This window comes from Asanoa ferruginea (assembly GCF_003387075.1).
Lineage (GTDB): Bacteria > Actinomycetota > Actinomycetes > Mycobacteriales > Micromonosporaceae > Asanoa > Asanoa ferruginea.
The window spans coordinates 2,775,589-2,789,153 of record NZ_QUMQ01000001.1 but is presented as its reverse complement, the minus strand read 5'-3'; the positions used below and the strand labels follow the sequence as shown (position 1 = coordinate 2,789,153).

The 13,565-nt window shown below is 71.3% G+C and carries 11 protein-coding genes and 1 tRNA gene; 7 read left to right on the top strand and 5 right to left on the bottom strand.

The window, feature by feature from the left end; genetic code table 11:
* Positions 1–50 precede the first annotated feature (50 nt).
* The gene (locus DFJ67_RS13230) at positions 51–1,271 is read left to right on the top strand and encodes a DUF4032 domain-containing protein (protein WP_116068149.1); all 1,221 of its coding nucleotides are present in this window, start codon (positions 51–53) and stop codon (positions 1,269–1,271) included.
* Here the strand turns inward: DFJ67_RS13230 and DFJ67_RS13225 are convergent.
* The gene (locus DFJ67_RS13225; RefSeq protein WP_116068148.1) at positions 1,263–3,047 is read right to left on the bottom strand and encodes an NAD-binding protein; all 1,785 of its coding nucleotides are present in this window, start codon (positions 3,045–3,047) and stop codon (positions 1,263–1,265) included. The two genes, DFJ67_RS13230 and DFJ67_RS13225, sit on opposite strands and share 9 nt — an antisense overlap.
* 121 nt (positions 3,048–3,168) lie before the next feature.
* Here DFJ67_RS13225 and DFJ67_RS13220 point away from each other — a divergent pair, with 121 nt between their 5' ends.
* The 5 genes from DFJ67_RS13220 (at position 3,169) to DFJ67_RS13200 (ending at position 7,242) form a co-directional block, all read left to right on the top strand.
* Positions 3,169–4,407, top strand: coding sequence for a hypothetical protein (locus DFJ67_RS13220; RefSeq protein ID WP_116068147.1), 1,239 nt, complete (start codon positions 3,169–3,171; stop codon positions 4,405–4,407).
* Between the two features lie 68 nt (positions 4,408–4,475).
* Entirely contained in the window at positions 4,476–4,919 is a 444-nt protein-coding gene (locus DFJ67_RS13215) for a YdeI/OmpD-associated family protein (RefSeq protein ID WP_116068146.1), read from the top strand.
* Positions 4,920–4,923: 4 nt separating this feature from the next.
* The gene (locus DFJ67_RS13210; protein WP_116076143.1) at positions 4,924–5,664 is read left to right on the top strand and encodes a class I SAM-dependent methyltransferase; all 741 of its coding nucleotides are present in this window, start codon (positions 4,924–4,926) and stop codon (positions 5,662–5,664) included.
* Positions 5,661–6,467 carry a DUF3626 domain-containing protein gene (locus tag DFJ67_RS13205; RefSeq protein ID WP_203783626.1) on the top strand — a complete coding sequence of 269 codons (807 nt, stop codon included), beginning with the start codon at positions 5,661–5,663 and terminating at the stop codon, positions 6,465–6,467. The genes DFJ67_RS13210 and DFJ67_RS13205 overlap by 4 nt, the downstream gene beginning before the upstream one ends.
* A gap of 34 nt (positions 6,468–6,501) precedes the next feature.
* Positions 6,502–7,242 (top strand): hypothetical protein, encoded by a 741-nt coding sequence (locus tag DFJ67_RS13200; protein ID WP_116068145.1) that lies wholly within the window; start codon positions 6,502–6,504, stop codon positions 7,240–7,242.
* Here DFJ67_RS13200 and DFJ67_RS13195 read toward each other — a convergent pair.
* Both DFJ67_RS13195 and DFJ67_RS13190 read right to left on the bottom strand, forming a co-directional pair.
* Positions 7,239–8,228, bottom strand: a complete 990-nt coding sequence (locus DFJ67_RS13195) for a GDP-mannose 4,6-dehydratase (RefSeq protein WP_116068144.1) — start codon at positions 8,226–8,228, stop codon at positions 7,239–7,241. The two genes, DFJ67_RS13200 and DFJ67_RS13195, sit on opposite strands and share 4 nt — an antisense overlap.
* 1 nt (position 8,229) lies before the next feature.
* Positions 8,230–8,303, bottom strand: a tRNA-Thr gene (locus DFJ67_RS13190).
* A 204-nt stretch (positions 8,304–8,507) separates the two neighbouring features.
* Between DFJ67_RS13190 and DFJ67_RS13185 the strand changes: the two genes are divergently transcribed.
* Entirely contained in the window at positions 8,508–9,599 is a 1,092-nt protein-coding gene (locus tag DFJ67_RS13185; RefSeq protein WP_116068143.1) for an ABC transporter ATP-binding protein, read from the top strand.
* A gap of 52 nt (positions 9,600–9,651) precedes the next feature.
* Here DFJ67_RS13185 and DFJ67_RS13180 read toward each other — a convergent pair whose 3' ends face one another.
* Positions 9,652–12,240, bottom strand: a complete 2,589-nt coding sequence (locus DFJ67_RS13180) for an Hsp70 family protein (RefSeq protein ID WP_116068142.1) — start codon at positions 12,238–12,240, stop codon at positions 9,652–9,654.
* A 76-nt stretch (positions 12,241–12,316) separates the two neighbouring features.
* Positions 12,317–13,519 carry an esterase-like activity of phytase family protein gene (locus tag DFJ67_RS13175; protein WP_203783627.1) on the bottom strand — a complete coding sequence of 401 codons (1,203 nt, stop codon included), beginning with the start codon at positions 13,517–13,519 and terminating at the stop codon, positions 12,317–12,319.
* Positions 13,520–13,565: the final 46 nt, after the last annotated feature.

Here is a 13,565-nt window from a genome sequence, read left to right as displayed (position 1 = left end):
CGAGCCACGGTCGACTGCGTAGCGGCGGTGTCAGGCGGCAGACTTGGGGGGTGCGCATCACTTCGGCCCTCATCGACCCGGCGTTGCTCGACCTTCCGTGGTCGACACCGCTGGAGGAGTGGCCGCCAGATCACCTGGTCGCGCTCCCCCAGGGCATCTCCCGGCACGTCGTGCGGTTCGTCCGGCTGGCCGGCACCGTCTATGCCGTGAAGGAGACCGGCGAGCGGATCGCCGAGCGCGAATACGACCTGCTCCGGCAGCTCGAACGGATCGACTTCCCGGCCGTGCAGGCCGTCGCGATCGTGGCCGACCGGGCCGACGCGGCGGGCGAGCCGCTCGATCCCGTGCTGGTCACCCGCCATCTACAGTTCTCGCTGCCCTACCGGGCGGTGTTCTCGCACACACTTCGGCCGGAGACGATGAACCGGCTGCTCGACGCGCTCGCCGCGCTGATCGTGCGAATGCACCTGACCGGGTTCTTCTGGGGTGACTGCTCGCTGTCCAACACGCTGTTCCGGCGCGACGCCGGCGCCTTCGCGGCCTACCTGGTCGACGCCGAGACCGGTGCGTTGCGCCCGTCGCTGTCCAACGGGCAGCGCGGCGAAGACCTGGAGATCGCCCGGCTCAACATCTTCGGCGAGGCGCTCGACCTACAGGCCGCCGACCTGCTCGACGAGGCGATCGACCCGGAGTGGGTGGCCGACGAGGTGATCAGCCGCTACGAGCGGCTCTGGCACGAGGTCACCTTCGAGCAGGAGATCGCCCGCGACTCGCGGCACGACATCGAGAAGCGCATCCGCAAGCTCAACGAACTCGGCTTCGACGTCGCCGAGGTGTCGATGTCGGTGGTCGAGGGCGGCCGGGCCTACGTGCGGCCGAAGGTCGTCGACGCCGGCCACCACACCCGCCGGCTGCTGCGGCTGACCGGCCTCGACGCCGAGGAGAACCAGGCCCGGGCGCTGCTCAACGACCTCGACGCCTACCGCGCCGACAGCGACCTGCCCGACGAGCAGCAGGCGGCGCACCGCTGGCTGATCGAGGTGTTCGAGCCGGTCGTCCGCGCGGTGCCGGCCGAGTTGCGGCGCAAGCTGGAGCCGGCCGAGCTCTACACCCAGGTGCTCGAACACCGCTGGTTCCGCTCCGAGGAGGCCGGCCGCGACGTGGGCCTGGCCGCGGCGGTGCAGTCCTACCTGACCAACGTGCTGGTGCACCGACCCGACGAGCAGGCGGTGCTCGGTGTCGAGGTGCCGGAGCTGACCACGTCAGTCTGAGGTGCTGTCGGGGCCGGGCTGCACCGGCACCACGACCTGCGGCGGCGACGCCTGCTTGATCAGGGCGCTCAGCCCGGCCCGGCGGGCCACCACGGTCAGCTCGTCGCCGGGGCCGAGCAGGGTGTCCGGCGGCGGTGACCAGCCGGGCCGTTGACCGGCCTTGAGCAGGGCGATCACCCGGGCGCCGCGGGGGTGGTCGGCGGCCCGCACCGGCTGGCCGTCGAGCGCCGAGCCCTTCGCGACGACCACGATCGTGACCAGCAGCGCGTGCCGGCCGACCGGGATCGTGGCGACCACCTGCCGCTTGCGCAGCACGGCGGCGAACGCGGGCGCGGCCAGGTAGGAGACGCTGTGTGAGCGGAAGATGCTGAACGTCGAGCGGATCCGCTGCGCAAGGTCGCCGTCGAAGAGCCGCAGCACCACCCGCAGGTCGGGTTGCAGGGCCCGGCCGTTGAGCGCGGCCTGCAGGTTGGTCACGTCGTCGGTGGAGACGACCACCAGCGCCCGGCAGGTGCCGACCGACGCCTCGACCAGGGTCTCCTCCAGCGCCGCGTCGCCGACGATGACCGGGATGCCGAGCTGTTTGGCGACCACGGCACCGCGCGGGTCGGTCACCTTGTCGATCGCCACCACCTCGACGCCGAGGTTGTGCAACTGGCGGATCACCCGGGTGCCGACGTTGCCGAGCCCGACCACCACGACGTGGTCCTCGCGGGGCACCGCGAGCCGGCCGGCGCTGAGCGCGAGCCGGGCCTTGACCATCGCGTCGACCACGGCTGCGGTGATCAGCGGGACCAGCGCCAGCCCGGCCACGGTGAGCACGATCTGCATGAGCTGGACCACGACGCCCTTGTCGACCTCGACATCGGCGCCGTTGAGCGCGGTCAGCAGCGTGGTGTAGACGGCCTGCCACGGGTCGAGATGCGCGGTGCCGTCGGTGCGATAGAGCAGATAACCAAAGGTCACCGCCACCAGGAGTACGGCTGCCGTCGCGATGCCGATCTTCCGGCTCAGGAACGAGCTGAGCGCCCGGCCGAAGCCACGCAACGGCCGGCGGATCCGGCGGGCCCGGGCGATCCGGTTGGCCGCGACCTCGGTGGCCGGCTGCTGGCCGGTGGCCTCGGCGAGCACCAGGTCGGCCCGCGCGGGGTCGGGAAGCATCACCATGTGCGCCGGGTCGCTGGTGTCGGCGATGCCACAGACGACGTGCTCCGGGCGTACGTCTTCGCGATGGGCCACGATCAGCGTGCGGCCGTAGTGGTGGAAGTTGGTCGGCGCCACCTCGCCCAGCGCCGCGGCGACGAACGTGGGTGCGGCCATGGCGGCGTCGGAGAGCACCTCGCAGTCGCCGAGCAGGCGCTTGACTCCGTACCCGAGACCGGTGTTGAACATCCGCATGACGACCCGGACCCGCGGCGCGACCTCGTGCGCGGTGAGCGCGGCATGGATGTTTCCGACGTCGTCCTGCTGCATCAGCGCGAGGCCGGCGGCGGTCTCCAGACCCGCGGCGCGCAGTGTCGTCTCGTCGACCCGGTCGGCGCGGATCACCCGGATGCCGCGGATCTTCGCGATGTCGGGTGCGGTGGGATGGCGACCCGGCGGCAGCACCACGGTCACCCGCACCGTCGCCGGGCCGAGGGCGTTGACGAGGTGGTAGGCCAGCGCGTCGTGGCCACAGACGATGTAGTGCGGCCGGGTGTCGCCGTTGGTGCGCAGCCCGTCGCGCAACCGGGTCTCGACCGCGCGACGCGCCCGGTTGCGCCAGGGAACGACCATGACCCGGATCGTAGGGTCTCTCTGGGCGGGGAGAGCAACGGAACCCGAGCTTGCGTCGTTGGTCCGTTTGGTGAGCTAGGCGGTAAATGCCGCTAATGCGCTACTGACGGAATGGACTGACATGACCAAGTGGATCTATCGCGCGGTGGGTACGGTCGGCGTCGCCGCCGGTGGCGCCCTGCTCCTGGCGGGCGGGGCCGCACAGGCCGACGGGATCGACGCGCCGGTGAACGACCTGCGTGGTTCGCTCGACGGCTATTTCACCCCGATCGGTGACCTGCCGGGTGGCGGCGGCGATCTGTTCAGCAACGGTGGCGGCGCGTCGACCAAGGACCTGGCGCCCACGCAGCAGCTCGGCTTCCTGGCCGCGCTGCCGAGCAGCCCGACCGCCGGGGTCGACCCCACGGCGCTCGAGGCCGGGACCGGCGCGGGCCAGCTCTCCGCCGATGACCTGAGCCTGCTGTCGGTCGGCGACAAGAAGATCGGCATGGACGACCTCGGCAACGCGCTCGGCTCCATCGGCCCGCTGGCCGACAGCCCGGCCGCCGGCACCGCCAAGAGCGCGCCGGCGCTGCCCGCGCTCGGCGACGGGCCGCTGGACCTCGGGCTCGACAAGGTCGCCGGCGGGCCGGCGCCGACCGCCGGTTCACTCGGTGAGGACGACCTGACCGGCGCGGTCAGCAGCACGCTCAGCGAAGACAACCTCAACACGATCGGGAGCGACTCCCAGATGCGGACCCTGGGCAGCACGGTAGACGCCGACCAGCTCGCGGACTTCGGCTCGCTCGGCCGCCAGGCCGGGCTCGGCGACCTGGGCCGGAGCGGGGGTGGGCTCGGCGAGCTCACCGACGACCCGCTGGGCGCGGTCGGCAAGCACGCGGCACCGGACCCCAGCGACTTCGCCATCGCCGGCCTCAAGGCCGACAGCCTCGACCAGATCCAGTCGCTGGTGCCGCCGCTGATCGGGGAGGCACTCGAGGCCGAGATGCCGCCCGGCTTCCTCGGCGACCACACCGAGGCCGACCCCAACTCCAACGCGCTGGGCCTGCCGCTGATCGGGCAGCTTCCGGTGGACGCGCTCAGCACCTCTGGCAACCTGCCGGTGCTCGGCTCGCTGACCGCGCCGGGCGGCGGCTCGGCGCCCGCCGGCGGCACCGCCGCGCAGCCGGCTTCGCAGACCCCGGCGGCGCAGACTCCGGCGGCGAAGCAGCCGGCCCAGGTGCCGGCACAGAGCCGGCAGCCGTCGGTCTCGCCGACGCCGGACGGCGGCGCCAGCGACGCACAGCGCCCCGCGCACCGGCAGTGGTCGCGGTCGTCCTCGGAGCGGCCCGTCGCCGGCGCGGACTCCGAGTTCCACTGACCCGCTGATCGCCTGCGCACCCTGTCCGCGGGTCCCACGGGCGGGGTGCGTCGGCGCATACTGCGATCATGAGGTTTCGGGGGATCGTCGCGCTCGGCGGCAAGACCGCGACCGGCATCGAGGTGCCCGCGACGGTGGTCGCCGAGCTAGGGCCGGGCAAACGGCTGCCGGTGACGGTCACCGTCGGCGGCCACAGCTATCGCACGACGGTCGCGCCGATGGGCGGTGCCTACTTCGTGCCGCTGAGCGCGGAGCATCGCACCGCCGCCGGGGTTGCGGCCGGTGACGAGATCGACGTGGAGATCGTCCTCGACACGGCGGAGCGGACGGTAGACGTACCCCCGGATCTGCTCGAAGCTCTTGACCGGGCCGGCGCGGCACGCGGCGCGTTCGACGCGCTGTCCTACACGCGGCGCAAGGAATGGGCCCGGCTGGTCGAGTCGGCGAAGACGCCGGAGACCCGGCAGCGGCGGATCGCGAAGGCGGTCGGCGAACTGTCCGGTGGGGCGTGACCCGATGACCGCCCGAAGCTGGGACGCCGAGTCCTACCACCGGGTGTCGGCGGCGATGGACGCGATGGCGCAGCAGGTGCTCGACCGGCTTGCACTGGACGGTGGCGAAACCGTGCTGGACGCGGGTTGCGGCACCGGCCGGATCACCGCGAAGCTGCTGGCCCGGCTGCCGCGCGGCCGGGTGATCGCGGTCGACGCCGACCCGGCCATGGTGGCGATCGCCCGCCAGACGCTGCCCGAGGTGATCGAGAGCGACCTGCTGGAGTTGTCGCTGCCGGCCAAGGTCGACGCGATCTTCTCCACGGCCACGTTCCACTGGGTGCTCGACCACGACCGGCTCTTCGACCGGTTGGCGGCGGCGGTGCGCCCCGGCGGCCGGCTGGTCGCGCAGTGCGGCGGCGCCGGCAACATCGCGGCGCTGCGCTCGGCCGCCGACGAGGTGGCCGCGTGGCCGGCCTGGCGGTCCTACTTCACCAACTTCACGCCGAACATGTATTTCGCCGACCCGGCTGCGACGCGGCGGCGGCTGGCCCGGTCGGGCTTCGTCGACGTCGACTGCTGGCTTCAGCCGTTCCCGGTCAGGTCGGACGAGCCGCTCGCCTACCTGGAGACGGTGCCGCTCGGCCCGTGGGTGCAGCGGTTGCCGGCCGACCGGCGCCGCGACTACGTCGTGCAGGTCTGGGACCGGGTGGCCGGCGACACGGTCGACTACGTCCGGCTCAACATCACCGCGCGGCGCGGGTGAAGGCGGTCGACGTGGTGGCCGCGCGGTCGGCCGGCGGGCCACTGGATCCGGCGCTGCGGGTCACCGTGCACTTCCATCCGGACCGGCTGGCCGGCGGCCGCTCGATCCTGGCGGCGATGGCGCAGGACGGTGTCTACCGGTCCCAGTTCGAGACCGGCACCAGCAACGGCGGCCTGACCGCCTTCCCGGGCGGCGACCGCTGGCGCTGGGAGAGCCGGATGTTCGGCGGCGTCTACGACGATGGGCCGGCCGCGGCACGGCCGAAATACGGCTCACTCAACCACCGCCGCCGGGCCGTCGGTGGCTCACCGCGGTTCGGCTCGGCCCACCTGCGGTTGCGCGCCTCGACCCTGGACCGCACCACCTTCTGCTATCCGGACAGCTTCCTCGAACCGGCTTCCTTCGGGGTGGCCGCGCGGATGTCACTGATCCCCTTGGCGGAGGCCGACGAGCAGGACTACCTCGACGACTACATCGAGGCACACGTGCACGGCGTGCTCCGCTTCGCGACCGACGTCGAGGCGGTGGTGCTCGACCCGTGCTTCCGCGACACGGCGATCGAGGAACTCGCGACCTCGCTGGCGTGCCCGATCGAGTGGCACCCCGGCTTCGTGCTGCCGGTCGACGAGTTCGTGAAACACCCGGACTATCGCGGCCCCGAGATCATCGAGGCGGGCCTCGACATCGCCCAGAACGGCCGCCTGGACGCCCGCATCGTCGGCGCGGCGGTCAACGCCGGCAGGCACGACCCGCAGACCCTCAAACGCGTCTGGCACCACGTCGCCCGCTTCGGGCGGCATTGACACCCGGCTGCTCGTGTCTACAAAGTAGACAGCGGTGTCAGCACAAATAGCTCTGGTCAGCGTCGGCTCCGCAGTCTGCGGGGCGGCGGCCACCGTCGGCGCGGTCGGCCTCCGGCGTTGGTTCCGGAAGCGGGCCCGCGTCGCGGCGGTCAAGGAGTTCTTCGGCCTGCCGGGCAAGGTGCTCATCGTGCACTCCGCGGTGTTCGACCCGCCGGAGCAGGCCTGGAACTACCCGGCCACCGACACGAAGGCGGCGCGCGCGTTGGCGACCATCCTCGAAGCATCGGGAATGCGGGAGGGTGTCGACTTCAGCGTCCTGCCCGACCGGCGGGTCGACATCGACGACGAGCTCTGGCGCAACAACCTCGTGCTGCTGTGCGGCCCGGCCCGAAACGCCGTCCTCGCGCACCTGACACCTTCGCTGTCGATGTCGATGCGCTACACGATGACCGTCGACGACGAGCAGGAGAACGTGCTCACCGATCACGAACGCGAGACGCGGATGCTGTCGTCGCGCGAGGCCGGCGCCGGCACCATCGGCAACTACGACTACGGCCTGATCGCGTCGTTGCCCAATCCCCGGCAACCGCAGCGACGGGTGGTGCTGCTCGCGGGCATCCACGGCACCGGCACCGTCGGCGCCGCCGGGTTCGTGACCGACGCCGGCAACCTCAGGACGCTCAACGGCCGGCGCGCCGACGGGATCGTGTCGGAGGTCGTCCGGGTCGACTACGCCGACGACATCGAGACGCCGACCCGCACCCGATTGGTCTAGCGCCGGACGCTCTTCGGGTCGAGGCCGTGTGCCTCGAGGTCGGCGTCGAGCATCTCGGTCACCAGCGCCTCGAACGACACCTCGGGCCGCCAGCCGAGCTCGACGCGGGCGCGGGCGGCGTTGCCGCAGTGGTTTCTGGGGTCGCTCGGCCGTTGCAGCGCGGGGTCGTGCACCACGTAGTCGCGCCAGTCGAGGCCGACCAGGTCGAACGCGAAGTGGGCGAACTCGGCGACGCTGCGGCTCACCCCGCTCGCGATCACGTAGTCGGCGGGTTCGTCGCGTCGCAGCATCAGCCACATCGCGCGTACGTAGTCGCGGGCGTGGCCCCAGTCGCGGCGCGCGTCGAAGTTTCCGAGCCGCAGCTCGGTGGCCTGCCCGCTGACGATGGCGGCGACGCCGTGGGTGATCTTGCGGGTGACGAACTCCGTGCGCCGGCGCGGCGACTCGTGGTTGAAGAGGATGCCGGACGCGGCCTTCAGCCCGTGCACGTCGCGATACATCCGCACCATGTGGTGGGCGTAGAGCTTGGCGCACGCGTAGGGGCTGATCGGCTCGAGCGGGGTGGTTTCCGACTGGGTCGCGGGCGCGTCGCCGAACATCTCGGCCGTGGAGGCCTGGTAGAAACGGGCCGGCAGGCCCTGCCGCCGGATGCTCTCCAGCAGGTTGAGCACCCCCGAGACGACGACCAGGTCGTCGAACGGGTCTTCATGGGAGCGGCCGACGAACGATTGGGCGGCCAGGTTGTAGATCTCGGCCGGCCGGGTCTGCGCGACCAGCCCCTCGACCTCGTCGCGCTGAGTGACGTCACCGGGGCGAAGCGTCGCGAGATGGCCGTCGGGCCGAGCGGCAACCACCTCGGCCAGCCGGGCGAGCGCCGCCTCGTCGATGTCGAACCCGACGACCTGGTAGCGGCGGTCGAGCAGGAACTCGAGCAGGTAAGAGCCATCTTGGCCGGCGACGCCCGAAATGAGTGCGGTGCGTCCCACGAGCCCCCGGCCGGGATCGAACCGGCGACATCTCGCTTACAAGGCGAGTGCTCTGGCCATCTGAGCTACAGGGGCAGCTTTGAGCACAGCATAGCGATCCCCCACGCCGGTGGCGCTTGCCAGGGCAAATGGGGCAGAGAGCGCCCACACCTTGGCACCAATGCGAGAAACCTTTACGGTGACCTGCAGACAAGGTGTCGGCGCGGTGACGTGCCGGCAGCTCTTTTCACTCGGATCGTCCGGCACGTTCCTGCCGGTGAAAGGAAGCGGTGTCCCCTCATGGCTACGGTCACCTACACCCAGGCCACCCGGATCTATCCGGGCACTGAACGGCCTGCGGTCGACCACCTCGACCTGGAGATCGGCGACGGCGAGTTCCTCGTCCTGGTCGGCCCCTCCGGTTGTGGCAAGTCCACCAGCCTGCGCATGCTCGCCGGCCTCGAAGACGTCGACGAAGGCTCGATCCACATCGACAGCCGCGACGTCACGCACCTCCCCCCGAAGGCTCGCGACATCGCGATGGTCTTCCAGAACTACGCGCTCTACCCGCACATGTCGGTCTACGAGAACATGGCGTTCGCGCTCAAGCTGCGCAAGACCTCCAAGGCGGAGATCGACCGCCGGGTGAAGGAGGCCGCCGGCCTCCTCCAGCTCGAGGAATACCTCGGCCGCAAGCCGAAGGCGCTCTCCGGTGGCCAGCGCCAGCGGGTCGCCATGGGTCGCGCCATCGTGCGTGAGCCCCAGGTCTTCCTGATGGACGAGCCGCTGTCGAACCTCGACGCCAAGCTCCGGGTGCAGACCCGCACGCAGATCGCCTCGCTCCAGGCCAAGCTCGGCATCACCACCGTCTACGTGACCCACGACCAGGTCGAGGCCATGACGATGGGCCACCGGGTCGCGGTCATGCTCGACGGCGTGCTCCAGCAGGTCGACACCCCGCGGGCGCTCTACGACAAGCCGTCCAACGTCTTCGTCGCGGGCTTCATGGGCTCGCCGGCGATGAACATCAAGACGGTGCCGCTGACCGACTCCGGCGCCAAGTTCGTTGACCTGCTCATCCCGCTGACCCGTGAAGAGGTCGCGGCGGCCCGGGCCAACGGTGGCGGCGACAAGGTGACGGTCGGCTTCCGGCCGGAAGACACCGACCTGGTCGGCCCGACCGAGGGTGGCCTGCCGGTCGTCGTGGAGCTGGTCGAAGACCTCGGCTCCGACGCCAACATCTACGGCCACGCGGCCCTCGACGGCGTCTCCGAGCGGTTCACCATCCGCACCGACCGCCGGCACATGCCCAACATGGGCGACACCGTGTTCGTCAAGCCGCGCGCCGACCGGCACCACGCGTTCCACGCCACCTCCGGCACGCGCCTCTAGATCACGACAGCAACCAACGACGGCGGGCCGGGCAACCGGCCCGCCGTTCGTGTTATCCGGCGAAGCGCCGCAACCGCAGGTCGCTGTCGCCGGCGCAGGCGATGACGCTGGTCGACCAGGTGCAGGTCGAGGAGCGCACCCCGACGAGCGCGCCGAGTTGCACCGGCTGCTTCTCGCCGAGCACCCAGCCGACCACGTTGTAGTCGGCGGCGCTGAGGCTCGGCGGCTTCCCGAAGATCAACACGCTGGCACCGTTGACCCGCGCCGCGACGCCGTCGCTGTCGAGCACCTGCTTGCCGGTCGCGTCGTAGCCGACCACGTGGTCGGTGCCCGACTCGTCGCTCTGCACCAGCACGTGGGTGCCGACCGGCAGGATCGAGTCGACCCCGGCCGCCGGTTTCGTCCAGGTCGCGCCGTCGCCGGCGAACGGCACCGCGACCAGTTCGGTGGTCTTCGTGTCGAACGAGGTCTGCTCCAGCAGGCAGATCCGCTTCTCGCCGCAGGCGCTCAGCGACGCCGCCCGGCGCTGCGGGTCGGCCGCCCGGTAGATGCTGCGCGGCTTGTCGAGGGCGTCGAGGTCGGCCGCGAACAACTCGGTGCCCTCGGTGGTGCGGACGGTGAAGAGCTGGCCGTCGTAGACCGTCGCGGGGTCGCCCGGGTCGGCCACGTTGGGTTGCTGGTCGAGGATCTTGCCGCTCACCGCGTCGATCACCCGGGCCGAGCGGTCGGCGCTGATCTGCACGAGCCGCTTGTCGTCGTCGCGGTCGGGGTCCAGCGCCGTGCCCGCGAAGTCCGCCGGGCCGCCGACGTCGGTGGGCGTCTGCGCGCCGTACACCTTGGTCTTGGTGTCGTCGTATTGGTTCTTCGGGGTGTCCAGGTCCCATTTGCGTTCACCGTCGCGCAGCCCGTAGCCGACCAGCTTCGCGTTCTTCCGGTCGACGACCACCAGGCGGTCGGCGACGACGAACGTCTCGTCTTCGCCGTAGAGGTCGACGCTCCACATCCGGCGGCCGTTGTCGGGATCGAGCACGGAAAGCCGGCGCGGCGCGGTGCTGCCGATCGCGTCGGCTTCAGCGAGGACGGCGCCCGGCACGGACCGGATGCCCCGCCAGTCGTCGGCGGCGTCAGGCACGTCCTGGCTCCAGAGCTGCTTGCCCGACGTGGCGTCGGCGGCGACGACGGTGAGCTTCTTCTGCTCGGTCGTGTAGGCGAAGTAGGCCCGGTCGCCCGTCACGTGGCTGAACGCGTCGTAGGCCCGTTCGCTCATCGGCAACGGCTGGCCGACGTCGCTGAACGCCGCGAACTTGACCTTGTCGTACCCGTCGCGGTTGAGCAGGGTGACGATCACCGAGACGGCGGCGACGACCACGACCAGCGCGAGCGCCACTGCTGGGAGCAAGAGCTTTCGGGGCAGGCGTCGCCGCGGCGCGGCCGGTGACCCCGGCGGCGGGCTCCACGGCCCGGCGGGTGCCGGTGAGGTCGGTTCCGGCGCCGCGAAGCCGGGCCCGGCCGGGACGGTCGCCGGTGCGGTCGCCTGGGCCGGGATGTGCGCGGCACGGGCCGGCAGCTCGGCGAGCGCGCCCTCGGCGACCGGCAACTCGGGCTGCTCGAGCACGGTCGGGGCGAGGCCCAGGTCGGAATGCAGCAGCCGGGCCACCAGCGGCACCCGGGAGGAGCCGCCGACCAGGAACAGCCCGGCGAGCTGGTCGGGCCGCAGCTTGGCGCTCTCGATCACTGCCGCGGTCTCCATGACGCCCCGGCGCAGCAGCGGGGTGGCCAGCCGTTCGAGCTCTTCGCGGGTGAGGTGGACGGCCTGGTCGACACCCGGGACCGCCACGGGCGCCACGGCCGCGCGGGACAACATTTCCTTGGCACCGCGTACGTCGTCCCAGAAGCGCCGCCGGTCGCGCAGTTGCGCCGCGTTGACCGGGTTGCGCAACCGTTCCCAGGCGGCCGGGTCGGTGCCGGCGAGCACCTGGCCCAGGTGGCCGACCAGCGCCGCGTCGAGGTCGAGGCCGCCGAGTTCGGCGACGCCACCGGAGGCGACCACGCTGAACCGCGACCGGCCGGTCTGATCCGGGCCGTCGTTGCGGACCACCGCGATGTCGAGCGTGCCGCCACCGAAGTCGAAGACCGCCAGCGCCGAGCCGACCGGCACCGGGCGGCGCAGCACCTCAGCGAAGTAACGGGCGGCCGCGACCGGCTCGGGCACCAGGGTGCTGGCGGGCCAGCCGGCCCGGGACAGTGCCTCGGTCAGCGCCTGCCGGCGCTGCGGGCCCCAGGCCGCGGGATAGGTGAGCGTGGCCGGTGGCAGGTAGCCGACCGCCTCGACGGCCGCGTGCGCGACGGCGGCCAGGATCGCGGCGAGCAGGTCGACGGTCGCCACCTCGCGGTCGCCGAGCAGCACACCGGCGGCGTCGACGTGTCGCTTCGGGTTGGGCTCGTAGCGGGCCGGGTCGGCCTGGGCGAGCCGCTCGGCGTCGCGACCGACGTGCAGCCGGCCGGCCTCGTCGAGGAGCACACCGGAGGGCAGCAGCGGTTGACCGTCGAACAGCAACGGTCGGGTGCGCCCGTCGGGCCAACGCAACACGGCAACCGTGTTGGACGTGCCCAGATCGACCCCGAGCGCGTGCCCTTGCATCTACCGACCTCCGCGGGGCGAGGGGATGCCCGGCCTTGCATGGTACGGCCGGGCATCCCTCGCCATGGCCGCGGCCTTAGTCGATGAAGCGGCGATCCGCGTTGAGGCTCTGGGTGAGCTTCAGCGTGATGAACTCGTTGTTGTCGGGGACGCCGGCGGTGCGGCCGGCCGAGCCCGGGAAGTTGTTGTCGTTGAGCACGGCGATCGTCTGGTTGTCGAGGATCACGACGTCTTCGATCGTCTGGAACGGGAACGTGAAGGTCTTGCCGAAGCCGCCGAGCTTCTTCGGGTTGTTGATGTTCATCAGGTCGGCGACCAGCGTCTTGTCCATGGCGCCGTCCTTGTCGCGGTCGCTCATGTTGGCCAGGTAGATCCGCTTGGTCTTGGCGGTGGCGCCCTGGCCGTTGTCGCGCTCGATGACCAGGAAGCGGTGGCCGTCGACGGCGATGGCGTCGCCGATCGCGTTGGCCGGATCGTCGAGCTTGTAGACGTAGTGCTTGCCGGTGTAGCCGCCGGCGCGCACGTCGAACTCGTTGAGCCGCAGCGTGCCCGGGGTGTCACCGGCGACGGTGCCCTCCAGCAGCGGGTAGAGCTTGCGGCCGTCGGGCGACTGCGCCATGCCCTCGAAGCCCTTGCTGCTGTTGATGTTGTTGGGCGTGGTGCCGCGCAACGGGTTCTCCGGCGCGAACACGCCGGGCAGCGAGATCGGCGCCTGCATCATGGCGCCGGTGCGGTCGAAGTGCAGCAGGAACGGGCCGAACTCGTCACCGATCCAGTAGGTGCCGTCGGCGGCCCGCTGGATCGACTCGACGTCGAAGTCCGAGCCGGTCAGCACCCGGTCCTTGCGGATCAGCGGCCAGGTCACGTACCCCTTGGGATCGGTCAGGTTGATGCCGCCGAGAACGTCGACCTTGTTCTCGTGGAAGACCGGCGCGAGGGTGTGGATGCGCAGGACGAAGTCCGCGCTGTTGGCCTTGTTGCCGAAGCCGTTGTCCGACATCACCTCGTAGCTGCCGTCGCCGTTCTTGACGATGCCGCTGAAGCCCTGCACGGGCTGGTCGTCCCAGGGTGCGGCAACGCCGTTGACCGGCGCGGTGTCGAGCAGCGAACCGGACGGCTCGCTCGCGGGCACGAAGGTGAGCGCCGGGAGCGACGCGAAACCGGTCAGGGTCGCGGGGCCGAACTCATCGGCATCGTGTGCCGACGCCGGTCCCGCGACACCCACGGCAAGGGCGACGGCCGCGGCCGCACCCATCCATACATTGCGACGTTTCGTCATGAGCCGAGAAGCTAGCCAGCCCGGATGAACCGGTCGGGGGCTGGAT

What these genes read in the sequence shown, in the direction of transcription:
- DFJ67_RS13225 (WP_116068148.1), bottom strand. Translation starts at nt 3,047, where the DNA reads ATGGTCGTTCCCTGGCGCAACCGGGCGCGTCGCGCGGTCGAGACCCGG.
- DFJ67_RS13220 (WP_116068147.1), top strand. Translation starts at nt 3,169, where the DNA reads ATGACCAAGTGGATCTATCGCGCGGTGGGTACGGTCGGCGTCGCCGCC.
- DFJ67_RS13215 (WP_116068146.1), top strand. Translation starts at nt 4,476, where the DNA reads ATGAGGTTTCGGGGGATCGTCGCGCTCGGCGGCAAGACCGCGACCGGC.
- DFJ67_RS13210 (WP_116076143.1), top strand. Translation starts at nt 4,924, where the DNA reads ATGACCGCCCGAAGCTGGGACGCCGAGTCCTACCACCGGGTGTCGGCG.
- DFJ67_RS13185 (WP_116068143.1), top strand. Translation starts at nt 8,508, where the DNA reads ATGGCTACGGTCACCTACACCCAGGCCACCCGGATCTATCCGGGCACT.
- DFJ67_RS13180 (WP_116068142.1), bottom strand. Translation starts at nt 12,240, where the DNA reads ATGCAAGGGCACGCGCTCGGGGTCGATCTGGGCACGTCCAACACGGTT.
- DFJ67_RS13175 (WP_203783627.1), bottom strand. Translation starts at nt 13,519, where the DNA reads ATGACGAAACGTCGCAATGTATGGATGGGTGCGGCCGCGGCCGTCGCC.